Annotated in this window: 12 protein-coding genes; 5 read left to right on the top strand and 7 right to left on the bottom strand. The window is 73.2% G+C overall.

Translation table 11 applies throughout. From position 1 onward, the window contains the following. Positions 1 to 33 precede the first annotated feature (33 nt). Complete coding sequence (locus tag NYZ98_RS15910; RefSeq protein WP_262843555.1) at positions 34 to 399, top strand: hypothetical protein; 366 nt, start codon at positions 34 to 36, stop codon at positions 397 to 399. A gap of 38 nt (positions 400 to 437) precedes the next feature. Here the strand turns inward: NYZ98_RS15910 and NYZ98_RS15905 are convergent, their stop codons facing one another. Together NYZ98_RS15905 and NYZ98_RS15900 are read right to left on the bottom strand one after the other, a co-directional pair. Further along, positions 438 to 899, bottom strand: a complete 462-nt coding sequence (locus NYZ98_RS15905) for a VOC family protein (protein ID WP_262843554.1) — start codon at positions 897 to 899, stop codon at positions 438 to 440. After that, a complete protein-coding gene (locus NYZ98_RS15900) occupies positions 896 to 1,492 on the bottom strand; it encodes a DinB family protein (RefSeq protein ID WP_262843553.1) in 597 nt (198 codons plus the stop codon). Before NYZ98_RS15900 ends, NYZ98_RS15905 begins: the two co-directional genes overlap by 4 nt. A gap of 61 nt (positions 1,493 to 1,553) precedes the next feature. Between NYZ98_RS15900 and NYZ98_RS15895 the strand changes: the two genes are divergently transcribed. Together NYZ98_RS15895 and NYZ98_RS15890 are read left to right on the top strand one after the other, a co-directional pair. Then, the gene (locus NYZ98_RS15895) at positions 1,554 to 2,522 is read left to right on the top strand and encodes a helix-turn-helix transcriptional regulator (protein ID WP_262843552.1); all 969 of its coding nucleotides are present in this window, start codon (positions 1,554 to 1,556) and stop codon (positions 2,520 to 2,522) included. A gap of 14 nt (positions 2,523 to 2,536) precedes the next feature. Further along, positions 2,537 to 3,502, top strand: coding sequence for a hypothetical protein (locus tag NYZ98_RS15890; RefSeq protein ID WP_262843551.1), 966 nt, complete (start codon positions 2,537 to 2,539; stop codon positions 3,500 to 3,502). A gap of 55 nt (positions 3,503 to 3,557) precedes the next feature. Here NYZ98_RS15890 and NYZ98_RS15885 read toward each other — a convergent pair whose 3' ends face one another. The 5 genes from NYZ98_RS15885 to NYZ98_RS15865 all read right to left on the bottom strand — a co-directional run bounded on the left by NYZ98_RS15885 (position 3,558) and on the right by NYZ98_RS15865 (position 8,877). Further along, a complete protein-coding gene (locus tag NYZ98_RS15885; RefSeq protein ID WP_262843550.1) occupies positions 3,558 to 4,346 on the bottom strand; it encodes an ABC transporter ATP-binding protein in 789 nt (262 codons plus the stop codon). A 67-nt stretch (positions 4,347 to 4,413) separates the two neighbouring features. Beyond that, complete coding sequence (locus NYZ98_RS15880) at positions 4,414 to 5,268, bottom strand: ATP-binding cassette domain-containing protein (RefSeq protein ID WP_262843549.1); 855 nt, start codon at positions 5,266 to 5,268, stop codon at positions 4,414 to 4,416. Continuing rightward, positions 5,265 to 6,236 (bottom strand): ABC transporter permease, encoded by a 972-nt coding sequence (locus tag NYZ98_RS15875; RefSeq protein WP_262843548.1) that lies wholly within the window; start codon positions 6,234 to 6,236, stop codon positions 5,265 to 5,267. Before NYZ98_RS15875 ends, NYZ98_RS15880 begins: the two co-directional genes overlap by 4 nt. A gap of 58 nt (positions 6,237 to 6,294) precedes the next feature. Then, positions 6,295 to 7,260 carry an ABC transporter permease gene (locus NYZ98_RS15870; RefSeq protein WP_262843547.1) on the bottom strand — a complete coding sequence of 322 codons (966 nt, stop codon included), beginning with the start codon at positions 7,258 to 7,260 and terminating at the stop codon, positions 6,295 to 6,297. 75 nt (positions 7,261 to 7,335) lie between these two features. After that, positions 7,336 to 8,877, bottom strand: coding sequence for an ABC transporter substrate-binding protein (locus tag NYZ98_RS15865; RefSeq protein WP_262843546.1), 1,542 nt, complete (start codon positions 8,875 to 8,877; stop codon positions 7,336 to 7,338). A 396-nt stretch (positions 8,878 to 9,273) separates the two neighbouring features. On the opposite strand from NYZ98_RS15865, the gene NYZ98_RS15860 reads away from it, so the two are divergent. Beyond that, positions 9,274 to 12,297 (top strand): helix-turn-helix transcriptional regulator, encoded by a 3,024-nt coding sequence (locus NYZ98_RS15860; protein ID WP_262843545.1) that lies wholly within the window; start codon positions 9,274 to 9,276, stop codon positions 12,295 to 12,297. A 462-nt stretch (positions 12,298 to 12,759) separates the two neighbouring features. Next, positions 12,760 to 16,680 (top strand): S8 family peptidase, encoded by a 3,921-nt coding sequence (locus tag NYZ98_RS15855; RefSeq protein WP_262843544.1) that lies wholly within the window; start codon positions 12,760 to 12,762, stop codon positions 16,678 to 16,680. The last annotated feature ends 70 nt before the right edge of the window (positions 16,681 to 16,750 follow it).

Genomic DNA, 16,750 nt, shown 5'->3' with positions numbered 1-16,750 from the left:
GGATCGCCGCCGTCCGCCGTCCAGGAGGCACTCATGTTCCTGCGTGTCGCGATCACCCTGCAGACCCTGGCCCTCTTCGTCCAGGCGATCACCGCCGGGCTGCTGCTGTCGCTGCCCGGCGGGCACACCTTCCACAGTGCCGGCGCGTACACGGTGTTCTTCGTCACGATGGCGCACCTGGCCGTCGCGCTCCTGGCGTGGCGGCCGGGCGGCGGCCCGCCCGGGCCCATCCTGTACGCGGCCGGGTTCTTCGGGATCACGCTGGCGCAGATCGCGCTGGGCATCGCGCACGCGCGGACCCTGCACGTCCCCCTGGGCGTGCTGATGTTCGGCATGAGCGTCCTCCAGCTCAGCCGGGTCCTGGCCTCCCGCCGCACCCGGGCGCACGTCCCGGCATGACGGCGCACGTCCCGGCATGACGTGTACGAGCCGCCGCGTCAGTCCAGGCAGAACTCGTTGCCCTCGGGGTCGGCCATCATGATGTGCCCGGCCTCCAAGGGGGGAGCGGGCTCGTGGCGGCGCTCCCGCGTCGCGCCCAGGGCGACGAGCCGGGCGCACTCGGCCTCCAGCGCCGCCATCCGCTCCTCCCCCTGCAGCCCGGGAGCCGCACGGACGTCGAGGTGGACGCGGTTCTTCACGACCTTGTCCTCCGGCACCCGCTGGAAGAACACCCGGGGGCCGTGCCCGGCGGGGTCCTCGATGGCCGACCTGCTGTCGCGCTGGTCCTCCGGTACGCCGATCCGCGCGAGGAACTCGTCCCACGCGGCCAGCGCGTCGGCGCCCTCGGGCAGGTCGGCCCCGGGCGGGCCGGGGATGACGTAGCCCAGCACGTCCCGCCAGAAGGAGGACAGCGCACGCGGGTCGTGGGCGTCGAAGGTGACCTGGATCTCGCGGCTCATCGGATCGCCTCTTTCGTGGCAGTGGTGGTGGTCGTCGTGTGCAGGTAGAGGTCGCGCAGCAGGCAGACCTCGGACAGGTGGTGGATCAGCTCGCGGTGGATGTGCAGCACCAGGTCGGCCATCGGCGCCTCGGGGTAGGGCTCCTTGGCGCCGACCGGGACCCGCAGCCCGGCTTCGCCGATGCCGCGCACCCCGGCCAGCCAGACGTCGAGCTGGGTGTCGAGCTGGCCGAGCGCGGTGGCCGCGTCGCCGGCGTACTCCCAGGTGTCGTGCGACGCCGCCGGCGCGCCGAAGTGCGCCGCGTTGCGCGCGGCGAGCACCCCGGCGATGACGTGGCCGAGCCGCCAGGCGATCGTGGTGAACACCGCGGGGACCGGCGGGGGGAAGGCGTAGTCGATCGTGAAGTCCCCGGCACCGAGCCGCAGGGGAGCCGTCGAGGTGCCGCGCGGCCGCACGCTCCAGGCGTCCGGCACCGGCGACCAGAAGTACTCCTCGTCGGTGAGGCCGCCGAGCCGGTCCCGGAGCTGATGGTTCCAATGGAACTCCCACTGCTCACGCAGTGCGCGGTTCCAGTCGAGTTGGTCTGCGTCCATGGGGCCACTCTGGCACCCCAGGCGGACAGGATCGGTCCGCTATCTCTGGCAAGGTGGCGGTATGAACGGGGCGAGTGGCGACGAACGGGGTACGACCGAGCGGGTCCTCACCTTGCTCGGGCTGCTGCAGCAGCGCCAGGTCTGGACCGGCCCCGAACTCGCCGACCGGCTCGGGGTCACACCGCGCACGGTCCGGCGCGACGTCGGGCGGCTGCGCGCGCTCGGCTACCCGGTTCACGCCGGCCAGGGCGTCGGCGGCGGCTACCGGCTCGGGGCGGGGCAGGACCTGCCGCCGCTGCTCCTGGACGACGAGGAGGCGATCGCCACCGTCGTCTCGCTCCTCGCCGGCGCGAGCGGCGCGGTCGCCGGCGACGCCGCGCTCCGTGCGCTGACCAAGCTCGACCGGATGCTGCCCACGCGGTTGCGGCACGAGGTGCGCACGCTGTCCGGCTCGGTGGAGTCCTTCGGCGGGGGCCGCGCGCCGGTCGACCCCGAGGTGCTCATGACGCTGGCCAGAGCCTGCCGCGACGAGGTCGAGACCGGCTTCGGCTACCCGTCCGGCGGCGAGGTGGGCCGGCGGCGGGCCGAGCCCTACCGCCTGGTCGTCTCCGACCGGCGCTGGTACCTCCTCGCCTACGACCTCGACCGCGACGGCTGGCGCAGCTTCCGCCTCGACCGCATGACCGGCGTGACCGCACGGACCTGGCGCTTCCGCCCGCGCCCGGCGCCCGACGCGGCGGCGTACGTGCAGGAGGGCGTGGCGAGCCGCGTCTACCGGCACCAGGCGCGCTTCCTCGTGCACGCGCCGGCCGGCACGGTTCGCGCGCAGATCCCGGCGTCGGCGGCCGTCGTCCACCCGCGAGGGACCGAGCGCTGTGAAGTGCTCAGCGGCGCCGCCGGCCTCGACTTCGTGCTCATGCACATGCTCCTGCTGGGCCACGACTTCGAGATACTCGACCCCCCGGAACTGCGCGAACGCTGCCACGTCCTGGCACGGAGACTATTGTCGGCCGGCACCCCGGGGGAATGATCTAGGATCGGGACATGACCACCACTCCCTTGACATTCGGGGTCTTTCCGCTGGGGATGGCCGGGGGACCTGACGGGCTCGCCGTGGGTCCGCCGGACGACTTCGAGGCGATCGGGCGCGCGCTCGGCGAACTCCAGGGGGACGGCAAGGCCCTGCTACCCCGGATGTACGTGGTCTGGTCCGGACCCGGCTCGACCGATGAGGTGAACGCGCAGGTGGCGCAGTTCGCCGCGATCGGCGTGCCGTTGGACCTGGTGCTGTGCTACCGGGATCCCGGTGGTGACGTGGCGGCCTGGGCCTCGTTCGTGTCGCAGGTGGTGGCCCGGCACGGGCGGCGGTTCGCCGCGCTCCAGGTCACCGGCGAGCCCAACCTGACCTGGGCCGGAGCCGCCGGGGACGGGGCGTTCCCCGGCGCGCGGGACGCTCTGGTGCGCGGGGTGCTGGCGGGCGCGGCGGCGAAGCGGGAGGCGGGGGCGACGGCGGAGATCGGGTTCGCGGTGGTCCCGGACATCGATCCGGCGGCGAGCGGTTTCTGGGCCGAGATCCGCGACTCGGGCGGGGCGGAGTTCGCGGCGTCGCTCGACTACGCGGGGATCGACATCTACCCGGACGTGTTCGGCCCTCGGCTGAGCCTGGACGAGCTTCCGGTCGTTGTGGAAGGGCTGCTGCGCGACTTCCGGGAGCGTGACCTGGCGACGGCGGGCATCCCCGCCTCGGTGCCGATCCGGATCTGCGAGAACGGCTGGCCGACCGGCCCCGACCGTTCCGAGGAACGGCAGGCGGCCGTCCTGGAGAGCATCGTCCGCACCGTGCACGCGCTGCGCGCGGACCTGAACGTCACCCACTGGGAACTGTTCACCCTCCGCGACGCCGACAGCTCCAAGGACGACCTCTTCCACCGGTTCGGCGTTCTCCGCGATGACTACTCCCCCAAACCCGCCTTCCACACCCTGCGCCGCCTGATCGCCGAACTCGGCTGACGGCCATTCCGGCGGCACGGCGCGGGAACGTGAGGCGGCGGATTCCCGGGTTCGGCTAGGGGTTGGCCGGTGGGCGGTGGGGGAGGCGGGGGACGCTGCCGATGAGGCGGCGGGTGTAGGGGTGGCGGGGGGAGCCGAGGACGGCGGCGGTGTCGCCCTGCTCGACGATGCGGCCCTGTTCGAGTACGGCCGTGTGCTGGCACAGGGTGGCGACCACGGCCAGGTCGTGCGAGACCATGACGACGGTGAGACCGCGTGTTTCGCGCAGCTCCGCCAGCAGGTCGACGATGCGCACCCGGGTCGAGACGTCCAGGGCGCTGACGGGCTCGTCCGCGAGCAGGACGCGGGGCTCGCACACGATCGCCCGCGCGATGGCGATGCGCTGACGCTGCCCGCCGGAGAACTCGTGCGGGTAACGGCGAGCGGTCTCCGGCGCCAGCCCGACGGCCTCCAGCGCCGCGGCGACGTGCTCGTCCATGCTCGCCGGGCGGGTGGTGGGGAGGCCGAGGGAGCGCAGGGGTTCGGCGACGATCCTGCCCACGCGTTGCCTCGGGTCGAGTGAGGAGTACGGGTCCTGGAAGACGGTCTGCACGCCGCGCCGGAAGGCCCGCATCTGGGCGCGGTCCCGTGGGGAGAGTTCCGCGCCGTCGAAGACGATCCGGCCGCTGGTGGGCCGTGCCAGGCCGAGCAGCAGGCGCAGGAGGGTGGTCTTGCCGGCGCCCGACTCGCCGACCAGCGCCACGCCGCGCCCCGGGGTGACCTCGACGGAGACGTCGGCGAGCACGGGACCCGAGCCGCGGTACGCGAACCCGACGCCCTGGGCCGCGAGGACGGCGGCGGTCACGGGTGGGTCCGGTCAAGGTCGGGCTGGCGGGTGGTCAAGGCCGATTCCGATCGGGGGCGTGGCGGGGTCACGGGTGGGTCCAGTCGAGGGCGCTGTCGAGGCGGCGGGCGCTGGTGACCAGGTCGCGGGTGTAGGGGTGCCGCGGGCTGGTGACGATGTCGAGGACGTCGCCGGTCTCCACGGCGACGCCGTCCTTGAGGACGATCACGTGGTCGGTGACGCTCGACACGACCGCGAGATCGTGGCTGATGAACAGCAGCGCCATCCCGCGCGCGGTCACCAGGCCGTCCAGGAGCGCCAGCACCTCGGCCTGGACGGTCACGTCGAGCGCGGTGGTGGGCTCGTCGGCGATCAGCAGGGCCGGCTCGCAGGCGAGGGCCATGGCGATGGCCACCCGCTGACGCTGGCCACCGGAGATCTCGTGCGGATACGCCTTCGCGACGCGGCCCGGGGTGGGCAGCCTGACCTCTTCGAGCGCGGTGACGACGGCCCGGCGGAGGGCGGCGCCCCGCAGCCCGCGTACGCGCCGCAGCGGTTCGGCGAGCTGGCGGCCGATCTTCATGAGCGGGTCCAGCGCCGTCAGCGGTTCCTGGAAGACGACGGTCGCGCCCCGGCCGCGCAGGCCCTTCAGGTGACGTTCCGCCGCGCCGATGACGTCGGTCCGTGCGAGCCCGGGCGCGTCCAGCACGATGCTCCCCGAGACGGTCATCCCGGCCGGCAACAGGCCCATGATCGCCAGTGCGGTCAGCGACTTGCCCGAACCGGATTCGCCGATCAGCCCGAGGCGGGCACCGGGCTCGATCGCGAAGGACAGATCAGAGACGAGCGCACGGCCCTCCCCCGACCTCACCGTGAGCCCGATGACCTCCAGCACACCGGCCCCGCCCTTCTTCCCGCCACCGGACGCGCCGGGCGGGTTCATCGGCTTCTCCTGCGGGTGGGGTCGGCGACGTCTCTGAGGCCGTCGGCGACGAGGTTGACGCCGACGACCAGCATGATGAGGAGCAGGCCGGGGGCGACGGCGCCGAGTGGTGCGGTCAGCACGGTGGACTGCGCCTCCTGCAGCATCCGTCCCCAGGAGGCGTTCGGCGGCGGTGCGCCGAGCCCGAGGTACGACAGGCTCGCCTCGGCCAGTACGGCGAGGCCGAGCTGGAGGGCGAGGTTGACCAGCAACGTGGGCCAGATGTTGGGGAGGACGTGCTCGGCGACCACGCGCGGCCACGAGGTCCCTGAGGTGCGGGACGCGGTGATGAAGTCCTGGGCCAGCACCCTTTTGACGAGCACCCGTGTCAGCCGTGCCACGATCGCCGACATCGCCAGCCCGATCGCCAGGACGGCCGAGCCGAGGGACGCCTCCCGCGCCGCGACCAGCAGCATGGCGAGCAGCAGCGTGGGAAAGGCGATGAGGATGTCGAGCAGGGCGGCGATGGTGTCGTCCAGCCACCGGGTGGCGAACCCCGCCGGCAGCCCGGCGGCGACACCCAGCACCCCGCCCAGGGCGACCGATCCGATCCCGGCCGTCAGCGCGATCCTGGCGCCGATCATCAGTTGGGTGAGCAGGTCGCGGCCGAGTTTGTCGGTGCCGAGCAGGTGGGGCGGGCCGGGGGGCGCGAGCCGTCCGCCGGAGGTGTCGTCGGGGGGGAACGGCAGCCAGAACAGTGAGACGACGGCGACGGCGACGATCGCCCCGGCGAGCAGGCATCCGATCACCAGGGTCGGCGACCGGCGCCCGCCCGTCCTGCGCCGGCCGCCGAAGGGCTCGGGCAGGAGCGTGCTCGTCAGGCGCTCCGCAAGAGGTTCGGGCGGGGGCGTGCTCGTCAGGGGTTCCGCGAGAGGTTCGGGCGGGGGCGTGCTCGTCAGGGGCTGCACGGGAGGTTCGGGAGCGTTCATCGTGCGCTCCGCGTGAGGTTCGGGCGGTGTGTGGGCACGGCGAGAGGCAGGGGGATGTTCATCGGGCGCTCCGCGTGGTGGTGCCGCGTAGGCGGGGGTCGATGAGGCGTTGGGCGAGGTCGGCGAGGAAACCGATCACCAGCACGCCGAAGGTGCTGACGAACAGCACCCCTTGGACGATCGGGTAGTCGTGCTGCGCGATCCCCTTGGCGAGCATGCTGCCTAGCCCCGGCAGGGCGAACACGCTTTCCACCACGACCGCGCCGAGGAACGTGGTGGCCAGCTCGATGCCCAGGATGGAGATCACGGGGACGGCCGCGTTGCGCAGGCCGTGGCGCCACATCGCCCCGGTGAACGACGAGCCCAGCGCGCGGAACGTCCGCAGGTAGTCACTGTCGAGCACGTCCAGGGTGGCGGAGCGGACGTACCGGATGAGCGAGGCGGACATCACCAGGGCGATGGTGACGACGGGCAGGAGGAGCGAGGTGAGCGCGTCGGCCGGGTCGGCCCAGTCGTCCTGCGGGAAGCCTCCGGCGGGCAGCAGGTGGAAGTACAGGGCGAACGACGTGATCAGCAGCATGCCCAGCCAGAACACCGGGACCGCGATGCCGAACTGCGACACCCCGTTGAGCAGCGGCCCGTACCAGCGGTTCGCGCGGTGGGCCGCGAGGAACCCGACCGGCACGGCGACGACGACGGCCAGCAGGAAGGCCAGCAGCGTGAGCGGGACGGTCACCACGAGCCGTGCGGCGATCTCCGGGCCGACGGGAAGGGTGCTGATGAACGATTCGCCGAGGTCGAACGTCGCCATCTGCCCGAGCCAGGTGACGAACTGCTGAGGCAACGGGCGGTCCGACCCGATCTGGTGGCGCGCCGCGGCGATCTGGCCGGGGTCGGCGCCGATCGTCAGGAGCGAGTTGGCCGGGTCGCCCGGCAGCAGGCGCAGCAGCAGGAACAGCACCGCTGCGGCCAGCAGGAGCGAGACGACCAGGAAGGCCAGGCGTCGCAGCAGGTAGGTGGTCATCGCAAACCGATCATCGGGGTGGAACGACCCTCGTGCCAAGGCGAGGCCCTGGCACGGGGGGAGGGGAGGCGCCGGTCAGTTCTTCTTGATGGTGTAGGCGTAGAACTGGGAGTTGAGGCCGTTCAGCGGGTAGCCGGACAGTTTGGACGAGGCGACGACGATCTGCGGGTAGAGGTAGAGCCAGTCGCTGGCGGCGTCGGCGGCGATCTTCTCGTTGACCTTCTTCAGCAGGGCGGTCTGCCCCTCGGCCGTGTCGGACCGCTCGGCCTGCTTCACCCAGGCGGTGACCTGCGGCTCGTCGTACCCCCAGTAGAAGTCCGGGTCGCCGTACCAGACGACGTCGCGGTCGTTGACGTGCTCCTGGAGCGTGGCGGCGAAGTCACGGTTCTTGTAGACCTTGGTGTACCACTCGTCGGCCGTGATGACGTTGATCTTCACGGTGATGCCGACCTTGGCGAGCTCCGACTTCACGAACGTGGCCGCTGTGGGGTGGGGGTCGTAGTTCGGGGTGTCCAGCGTGAAGGCGAATCCGTTCGGGTACCCGGCGTCGGCGAGTTCCTTCTTGGCCAGGTTCAGGTCGTACGGGTTGACCTTGGTGAGGTCCTCGTACCAGGGGTCGGTGGGCGGCACCATCGAGCCGATCAGCGTGCCGTACTCGCCCCAGATGGAGTTGAGCAGCTTCTTGTTGTCGATCGCGGAGGTGACGGCCTTGCGGACCAGCGGCTTGTCGAAGGGCGCCTCGCGGTCGTTGAAGGCCAGGAGCAGCTTGGTCGTCGAGTGCCCGTCGTTGACCTTGTAGTCGCCGTTGTTCTTGAACTGCTCCAGGGCGTCAGGGCTCTGCTCGCTGGTCACGACGTCGACCGCGTTGGTCAGCAGCGCGTTGTTGAGCGCGCTGGCGTCGGTGTAGTAGTGGAACACCACCTGCTTGTTGGTGGCGGGTGTGCCCCAGTAGCCCGGGAAGCGGTCCAGGGTCAGCGAGGCGCCGCGCTTCCAGGTCCCGAGCTTGTACGGCCCGGTGCCGGCCTCCGTGGTCGTGAGCCCCGTCGCCTTGTGGTCGATGATCCAGATGTAGCTGAGGTTGTACACGAAGGAGATCGACTTGCTCGACAGCGTCACGGTGACCGTGCGCTCGTCGGGGGTCGCGATCTTCTTGATCACCTCGAAGCTGCTCTTGCGGGCGGACTGGGAGTCCTTCGCGGTGACCTTCTCGATGCTGTACTTCACGTCCGCCGAGGTGAGCGGCTCGCCCGAGTGGAACTTCACGCCGTCGCGCAGGGTGAAGGTGTAGGTCAGGCCGTCCGGCGCGACCTTGTAGTCCTCGGCCAGCAGGTTCTCGACCTTGCCGTCGTCGGTGAGCCGGAACAGGCCCTCGTAGACGTTGCCGTTGAACGCCTCGGTGATGCCCTGCCCGCCGCCGGCGGTGTTGTCGAGGTTCTGCGGCTCGTAGAGCGAACCGATCCCGATCGTCGCGTCCGGGTCGGACGAGGCCGCCGCCGGGGCGCCGCTGTTCGGCCCCGCGTCCGTTCCTGTGCCGCCGGTCCCGCCACCGCCGCAGGCGGTCAGTGCGAGGGCGAGCGCGGCCGCGGCGCCGAAGAGCGACGTCGTCTTCCTGTTCACTGGTTTCTCCTGGTCGACAGCCGTACGGCCGTTGGTACGAGACGGCCGCGGGCTCGCCGGGGGTGCGAGCGGTCGCGGCGCGCGTCGCCGGGCGCGGGGCCCGGTGGTTGCTGCTCTGTGGGGGAGGGATCGGTGCTGGTGGCGGCGTACCGCCCCCATTACCACCTCACTGCGGGAATCCTACATGAATAGTGGGAAATGCCTGATTCGGGGCTGCCTGGCGCGGCGCGGGCACCGGGCATTAGGATGATCGAATTCGGGTATCGGCAGGTCTTCCAGTGCCGGCCCGGTCCCGTTCGTGGCCCGAGGGCACGTCCGGCGCTGTGCTTCCCGAGGAGACCACCGGCACCGGGCAGCGGTCTCCCGGGCCGTGACCCCACGGTTGGGAGCCCGGCCATGACCGCTGCGGCCACGCCCGAGTCCGGCGCCTCACGCCTGATGTCGGTGCCCGCGCTCATCGGGCGCGAGCCCGAGCTCGCGGCCTTCGGGCAGGCGCTGGCCAGGGGACCGGCCATCGTCCTGGTCGAGGGGGAGGCCGGGGTCGGCAAGAGCCGCCTCCTGCGCGAGTTCCTCGGCTCCCCGGTCGCCGGCCGGCACCGCAGCCTGGTCGCCTGGTGTCCCCCCTTCCGCGAGCCGTACACGCTCGGGCCGATCGTGGACGCGCTGCGCCAGGGGACCGACCGGGTCGGCGGGCTGCGGCTGAGCGCGCTCGCCGGGGCGCTGCGGCCGCTGTTCCCCGAGTGGGCGGGCGACCTGCCGCCGGCGCCGGACCAGCTCGACGACGCCCGCGCGGTCCAGCACCGGCTCTTCCGCGCGCTCGCCGAGGTCCTCGACCGGCTCCGGGTGTCGGTCCTCGCGGTCGAGGACGTCCACTGGGCCGACGACGCGACGCTGGAGTTCCTGCTGTTCCTCGTCGCCCGGCACCCGCAGCCCATCAGCCTCGTGGTGACCTACCGCCCCGAGGACGTGCCCCCGGGCTCGCTGCTGCTGCGGCTGTCGTCCCGGCCGCCGGCGGGCACCGCGCGGCTGCGCCTGGCCGTCGGGCCGCTCGACGTGGCCGACACCGGCCGGCTGGTGTCCTCGATGCTGGACGACGAGCCGGTATCGCCGGAGTTCGCCGCGCTGCTGCACCAGCACACCGACGGCATCCCGCTGGCCGTCGAGGAGTCGGTGCGCCTGCTGCACGACCGCGCCGACCTGGCCCGCCGCGACGGCGAATGGGTGCGCCGCAGGCTCAGCGACATCGACGTCCCCCCGACGGTGCGCGACGCGGTGCTCGAACGGGTCGGCCGGCTGAGCGCCCCCGCCAGGGCCGTGCTGCGGGCCGCGGCCGTGCTGGCCGCCCCGGAGGACGCCGCCACGCTGGGCGCCGTGATCGCCGCGCCCGCGCCGGAGGCGGAGGCCGGTGTCGCGGAGGCCGCGGCCTGCGGGCTGCTGCGCGAGGACGGCGGCCTGCTGGAGTTCCGGCACGCGCTCGCCGCGAGGGCGGTGTACGAGGCGACCCCGGGCCCGGACCGCCGCGTGATGCACCTGCGGGCCGGTCACGCCCTGGCGGCCCGCGCGACGGCGCCGGTGTTCCGGCTCGCCCGCCACTTCCGCGAGGCGGGGGAGGTGGCCGCCTGGATGAGGTACGCCGAGCGGGCGGCCGACCTGGCCCTGGCCACCGCGGACGCCGCCGGTGGCGAGACCCTGCTGTACGAGCTCATCACCCACCCAGACGTGCCCGCCACCGGCGTCGCCCGGCTGGCGGCCAAGATGCCCTTCACCACGTTCATGGGCGACGAACGCTTCCGCGTGCTGGCCGCCTCGCTCAGGACCGCGCTGGAGTCCCTGGGGCCGTCGCCCGTCGAGGCGGCCGAGATCCGCTACGAGCTCGGCCGCGTCCTCACCCTCATGGAGGACTTCGAGTCCGGGTGGAGCGAGCTCGCCACGGCCGTGCGCCACCTGCCGGACGGCTCCTACCGGGCCGCCAAGGCCATGACCATCCTCGGCTGGCCGAGGGAGAGCACTGCGCCGGTGTCCCGGCACCTGCGCTGGCTGCGCCGCGCGGTCCCGGCGGCCGAGTCGCTGCCGGAGGCCGAGCGCCAGGACCTCCTGGTGGAACGCGTCGGCGCCCTGGTGCTCCTCGGTGAGGAGTCAGGATGGTCGGAGGGCGCGAGGATCCCCAGCGTCGCGGCCACCGCCGGCGAGGCCAGGCGGCACGGCAAGGGGCACCTGAACCTCGGCGACGCCGGGGTCCGCTGGGGCCGGTACGCCGACGCCGCCCGGCATCTCGCGACGGGCGCGGCGATGGCCGAGCAGTACCAGTTCCCGCGCTACGCGCAGACGATCGCCGTGACCCGGCTCCACCTGGACTGGTTCACCGGCGACTGGCAGGGGCTGGCGGAGCGCGCCGATGCCCTGGCGGGCGACCCGGAGATCCAGCCGGTGACGCGGCTGGAGGCGGTGCTGGTCCGCGCCCTGCTGGGGGAGGCGACCGGCGCGCCCGGCGCGGGCGAGCAGTTCACGCTCGTGTTCACCGACGCGCGCCGGCACCTCGGCTCGGAGGTGGTCGCCGAACCGGCCGCCGCGCTGGCCCGGTCGCTCCTCGCGCGGGGCGACGCCGAGGGGGCCCTGCGCGTCACCGGGGAGCCGATGCGGCTGATCGCGCGCAAGGGGGTCTGGCTCTGGGCCGCCGAGCTCGCGCCCGTCCACGTCCACGCGCTCGTCATGGCCGGGCGCGCGGACGAGGCCGCCGGGATGATCGACGCGTTCGCCGCGTGGACGCACGGCCGGGAGGCGCCGGCACCCGAGGCCGCGGTGGCCCTGAGCCGCGCCGTCCTGGCCGAGGGCCGCGCCGCCGCGGCGGCCACGACTCCGGAAGCGGCGGGCGCGGCCACGACTCCGGAGCAGCCGGTCGCGGGGACGGCGCCGGTCGCGGGGACGGCGCCGGATCGTACGGGCGTGCGCGGGGCGGCGGGCGCGTACGCCCGCGCGGCCGATGCGTACGCGGAGGCGGCGGAGGTCTGGCGGTGGCTGCCGCGCCCGTACGACATGCTGCTCGCGCGGGAGCGGCAGGCCGGCTGCCTGCTGCGCGCGGGGGAGACCGAGGCGGCCACGTCCCTGGCGCGGGCGGTGCTCGAGGCGCTGACCGCCCTGGGCGCGCGTGCGGCGGCCGACCGGGTGGCGCGCATGCTGCGTGACCAGGGCGTCGAGCCGCGCGGGCGCGGGCGGCGCGGCTACGGCGACCAGCTCTCGCCCCGGGAGCTGGAGGTCGTCAGGCTGGTCGCGACCGGCGCGACGAACCGGGAGGTCGCCACCATCCTGTCGCGCTCGCCGAAGACCGTCGCCGCGCAGGTGAACTCGGCGATGCGCAAGCTCGGCGTCACCTCGCGCACGGCGCTCGCGGTGAGCGCGATCGAGTCCGGCGTCGTGTCCTGACCCTGCCTGTCCGGCACCGGGGGACCGGGGGATCGACCCGGTCATTTCGATCGAGCCGCCGGGATCGGCCCTGTCATGACCGAGTCGCCGATTCGACCCTTCACGATCGAGCCGCCGAGTCGGCCCCCGCCAAGATCGAACCCGCCGGGATCGGCCCGGTCATCACCGCGCCCGCGTCAGCGCGGCCGTGTTCCATTCATTAGGTCATCTGCCGCATGACAAGCGATTCCGGGTGACCCGAAACTCTCCCCATGAACATGCCCCCGGAAGAGCTCTCGGACGAGTACTCCGACGAGCCTTCGGGTGAGGAGCAGGGGCGTCCGGGATCCGGGGCCGACGACTACGAACCCCTGTGACCCCGCCGCCGGGCACGGCCCGCTTGCGTCCCCCGCCCGCCCGTGCGACGAGCCCCCTCTGCCCGTGCGACGGCCGGCATGACCTTTCCCGCTCCCAGGAGACCCGATGAAGATCCCGAAAGGCCCGCTGAGGCGCGGGCCGGCCGCGGCCGCGATGGTGATCGCCATGGCGGTGGCGTCGCCCGCGCCGCCCGCCACGGCGAACGACGGCGACCGGTCCCCGGCGACCCCCCTCGCGCCGATATCGCTCGACGGCGTCAAGCCGGGCAGGCACGTCGTCACCCTGATCACCGGCGACCAGGTGACGCTCACCGACGCCGGCGGCGGCCACTACGGCTTCCAGGCCAAGGCCGCCCCGAGGCCCGGCCACCGCCTGCCGGTCTTCCGGGGCATGGCCGGCCCCGGCGGCTTCTACGTCTACCCCGACGACGCGCTGCCGCTCATCGCGGCGGGCCGGCTCGACCGGGAGCTGTTCGACGTGAAGTACCTGGCCGAGAACGGCTACGCCGACGACCAGGCGTCCGGGACACCGGTGATCGTGCAGTACCCCGGCACCGGCAGGGCGGCGATCCAAGGCGCGGCCGACGCGCTCCCCGCCAGCACGCCGACCCGGACGCTCGACAGCGTCCACGGCGCCGCCCTCTCGGTCCCGCACGCCGGCACCGCCGCCTTCTGGTCGGCCGTGCACGGCCAGGACGCGACGGCCCGCACGCTCGGCGCGGGGCTCGCGCACCTGTGGCTGGACAGGAAGGTCAAGGCCGACCTCGACCAGAGCGTGCCGCTGATCGGCGCCCCGCAGGCGTGGGCCGCCGGGTACGACGGCACCGGCGTCAAGGTCGCCATCCTGGACACCGGCATCGACGAGACCCACCCGGACCTGGCCGGCAAGGTCGTCGAGGAGAGGTCGTTCGTCCCGGGCGTGCCGGTGGCCGACGGCAACGGGCACGGCACGCACGTGGCCTCCATCATCACCGGCAGCGGCGCCGCCTCCGGCGGCAGGTACAAGGGCGTCGCCCCCGGCGTGAAACTCGTCATCGGGAAGGTCCTCGACGACTCCGGGTCCGGCGACTGGAGCTCGGTGATCGACGGCATGCAGTGGGCCGCCTCCAGCGGCGCGCGGGTCGTCAGCATCAGCATCGGCGGCCAGGCGACCGACGGCGGCGACCCCCTCACCCAGGCGGTCGACGACCTGACCGCCTCCACGGGCACGCTGTTCGTCATCGCCGCAGGCAACAGCGGCGCCGACGAGACGATCGAGACGCCGGGCGTCGCCGCGTCGGCGCTGACGGTCGCCTCCACCGACAAGAGCGACAAGCTCTCGTCGTACTCCAGTCGCGGCCCCCTGCTCGACGGGGCGCTCAAGCCGGACATCGCGGCGCCGGGTCAGAACATCGTCGCCGCCCGCGCGGCGGGCACCGGTCTCGGCACCCCGGTCGACGACTCCTACACCACGCTGTCGGGCACCTCGATGGCCACCCCGCACGTCTCCGGCGCCGCGGCGATCCTGGCGCAGCGGCACCCCGGCTGGACGGGGCCGCAACTCAAGGCCGCGCTGATGAGCACCGCCAAGGACGTCGGCCTGACCGTCTACGAGCGTGGCGCGGGACGCCTGGACGTCGGGACCGCGGTCGCCCAGCAGGTCCACGCCGCCACGCCGAGCGCCGACTACGGCCTGGTGCCCGAGGGCAGCGCCCCGATCGCCAAGCGCCTCACCTACGGCAACCTGGCCGACCAGCCGGTGACCCTCACCCTGACCCCCACGCTGGCGACCCTCGACGGGCGGGCCGCGCCCCCGGGCGCGCTCACCGCGGACGCGACCGTGACGATCCCGGCGGGCGGGACCGCGACGGCCACCCTCACTCTGGACGTGGCCGCGCTCGCGGCCGGCACCTACACGGGCGCCGTGACCGCGACCGACGGCCACGGGGTCCACCTGACCACGCCCGTCGGCCTGCTCCGCGAGCCGCCCAAGGTGGCGCTGACCATCCGCACCCTCGGCCGCGACGGCGCCCCCGCCGACGCGAGCCTGCTCGACGTGCTCGACGTGTCCGGCGGCCGAGGCTCGATGTCCTCGCGGGCCCAGCACGTGTCGACGGGCGTGAGCAAGGTGCTGGTGCCGAAGGGCACCTACAGCGTCACCGAGTCGTACATGTGGATCGACCCCTCGGCGTACACCCAGAACGACGCGTGGATGATCGCGCCGGAGGTCACGGTCGACGGGGACACCGAGGTCACCCTCGACGCGCGCGACCTCCGCCAGATCACCTTCGACACGCCCCGGCCGTCGGCCGTCACCCCGGCGCTGGGCGCGTACACCTTCTACCAGCGGACCACGACGGACGGCGACATCTGGGGCGGCTACGAGGTGGCGGCCACGTTCATCCGGCAGTGGGTGAACCCCACCAGGCCGGTGCGGAAGGGCGGGTTCCTCTACACCTCGAGCTGGGCGCTGACCGCCCCGGAGGTGACCATGGAGGTGGGCGGGCGCCACCCGCTGACGCTGCACCCGGAGATCTGGCCGCACGACGGGACCACCCCCAACGGGGGCCTCATGGACGGCCAGATCCCCTTCGACGGCACGCTGACGGCCCGGCTCGTCGACGCCGGGACCGGCACCCCGCAGGACCTCGCCGGGCTCGACCTCAAGGGCAGACTCGCGCTGCTCGACGACGGCCAGGAGTGCGCCGGCCGGATCGACCGGTTCCACGACCTCAAGGACGCGGGCGCGGCCGGCGTCCTGCTGTGGCCGTCCGGGGCGCTCGGCTCCTGCTTCGGCGGGCCGACCATCCCCGAGGGCGTGTACCCCACCGACGCCGACCCCTCGACGACCATCGGCATCCCGTACGTGACGCTTCCCCCCGCCGAGGCCCGGGCGCTGCTCAAGCGGCTGGCGGCCGAGCCGGTCACGGTCACCGTGAAGGGCACGCCGGACTCGTCCTACGCCTACGCGCTGCACCCCATCGAGGAGGGGCGCGTGCCCGCCTCGCTGCACTACAGGCTCACCGACCGGCGGCTGGCGACGGTGGACGCGTACTACCACTCCGGCACGCCCGCCGACGTCTACGCCAGCTCGGTGCCGATGAGGATGAAGCAGATGTTGTACTTCCCCTCCTTCCTGCCGGTGCTGAAGGGGCCGGGAACCCGCCGCGAGTACATCGGCCCGCTCGACGCCGAGGCGCTCGACATCGGCAACGCGAGCGCCGCCGGCACCGAGAACCCCCTGACGCTCGACGTGTGGGACCGTCCGGCGCACCTCACCCGGCACTGGAACGCCGGGCCGTTCATGCCGGGCACGGTGACCGTGCCGGACCGGGTCGCCAAGCTGCCCGACCCGAAGGCCCCGCCCGGCACGCAGAACATCATCTCGCTGTGCTCGGTCTGCCGGCAGGGCGACACCCTGTGGCCCAACTTCACCCACATCGGCGGGCACGACCAGTTCGGCGGGTCGTGGATCGGCGGCGTGCACCTGTACAAGGACGGCGTGGAGGTCCCCGCCGGCACGTCGGGGTTCCCCTCGTTCACGCTGCCGGAGGCGGCCGGTTCCTACCGGCTGGCGCTCGACGACACCTCCTTGCGGACGCACACCGAGTGGAGTTTCGGTTCCGCGGCGGTGGCCAAGGACACCGTGCTCCCCGGCGTCGTCTGCGCGGGCACCCTGTACGGCGCCACCGCGCCGTGCCGGCCGGAACCGGTGGTGTTCGTGTCCTACGACATGACCGCGAGCGTCGCGCTGGACAACACGGTGCCCGCCGGGAGCCGGCACACCTTCACGGTGAGCGCCTACCACTCGCAGAGCACCGGGCGCATGCCCGCCATCGCCGGCCTGAAGCTGTGGGCCAGCACCGACGACGGCGCGAACTGGCGGCCGGTCGACATCCGCCGCGACCACGACGGCACGTTCACCGCCTCGCTGACCTACCCCAGGCTCGCTCTCACCAAGGGCGCGGTCAGCCTCAGGGCCGAGGCCTGGGACACCGCGGGCGACCGCGTCGTCCAGACCACGACCAGGGCGTTCGACCTGCGCTAGCACGCCGGATGAGCCCGCATGAACCAGAACGAACCTAAGGAAGTGCCCGATCTTGAAAAGACGTTCGTGG

It is taken from the genome of Sphaerisporangium corydalis, from assembly GCF_025506355.1.
Lineage (GTDB): Bacteria > Actinomycetota > Actinomycetes > Streptosporangiales > Streptosporangiaceae > Sphaerisporangium > Sphaerisporangium corydalis.
The sequence above is the reverse complement of the archived record's forward strand: the minus strand, read 5'-3'. Positions and strand labels throughout refer to the sequence as shown.

Bases quoted from the DNA above. Each gene is read 5' to 3' on its own strand.
- NYZ98_RS15910 (WP_262843555.1), top strand. From the start codon at position 34: ATGTTCCTGCGTGTCGCGATCACCCTGCAGACCCTGGCCCTCTTCGTC.
- NYZ98_RS15905 (WP_262843554.1), bottom strand. From the start codon at position 899: ATGAGCCGCGAGATCCAGGTCACCTTCGACGCCCACGACCCGCGTGCG.
- NYZ98_RS15900 (WP_262843553.1), bottom strand. From the start codon at position 1,492: ATGGACGCAGACCAACTCGACTGGAACCGCGCACTGCGTGAGCAGTGG.
- NYZ98_RS15895 (WP_262843552.1), top strand. From the start codon at position 1,554: ATGAACGGGGCGAGTGGCGACGAACGGGGTACGACCGAGCGGGTCCTC.
- NYZ98_RS15890 (WP_262843551.1), top strand. From the start codon at position 2,537: ATGACCACCACTCCCTTGACATTCGGGGTCTTTCCGCTGGGGATGGCC.
- NYZ98_RS15880 (WP_262843549.1), bottom strand. From the start codon at position 5,268: ATGAACCCGCCCGGCGCGTCCGGTGGCGGGAAGAAGGGCGGGGCCGGT.
- NYZ98_RS15875 (WP_262843548.1), bottom strand. From the start codon at position 6,236: ATGAACGCTCCCGAACCTCCCGTGCAGCCCCTGACGAGCACGCCCCCG.
- NYZ98_RS15870 (WP_262843547.1), bottom strand. From the start codon at position 7,260: ATGACCACCTACCTGCTGCGACGCCTGGCCTTCCTGGTCGTCTCGCTC.
- NYZ98_RS15860 (WP_262843545.1), top strand. From the start codon at position 9,274: ATGACCGCTGCGGCCACGCCCGAGTCCGGCGCCTCACGCCTGATGTCG.
- NYZ98_RS15855 (WP_262843544.1), top strand. From the start codon at position 12,760: ATGAAGATCCCGAAAGGCCCGCTGAGGCGCGGGCCGGCCGCGGCCGCG.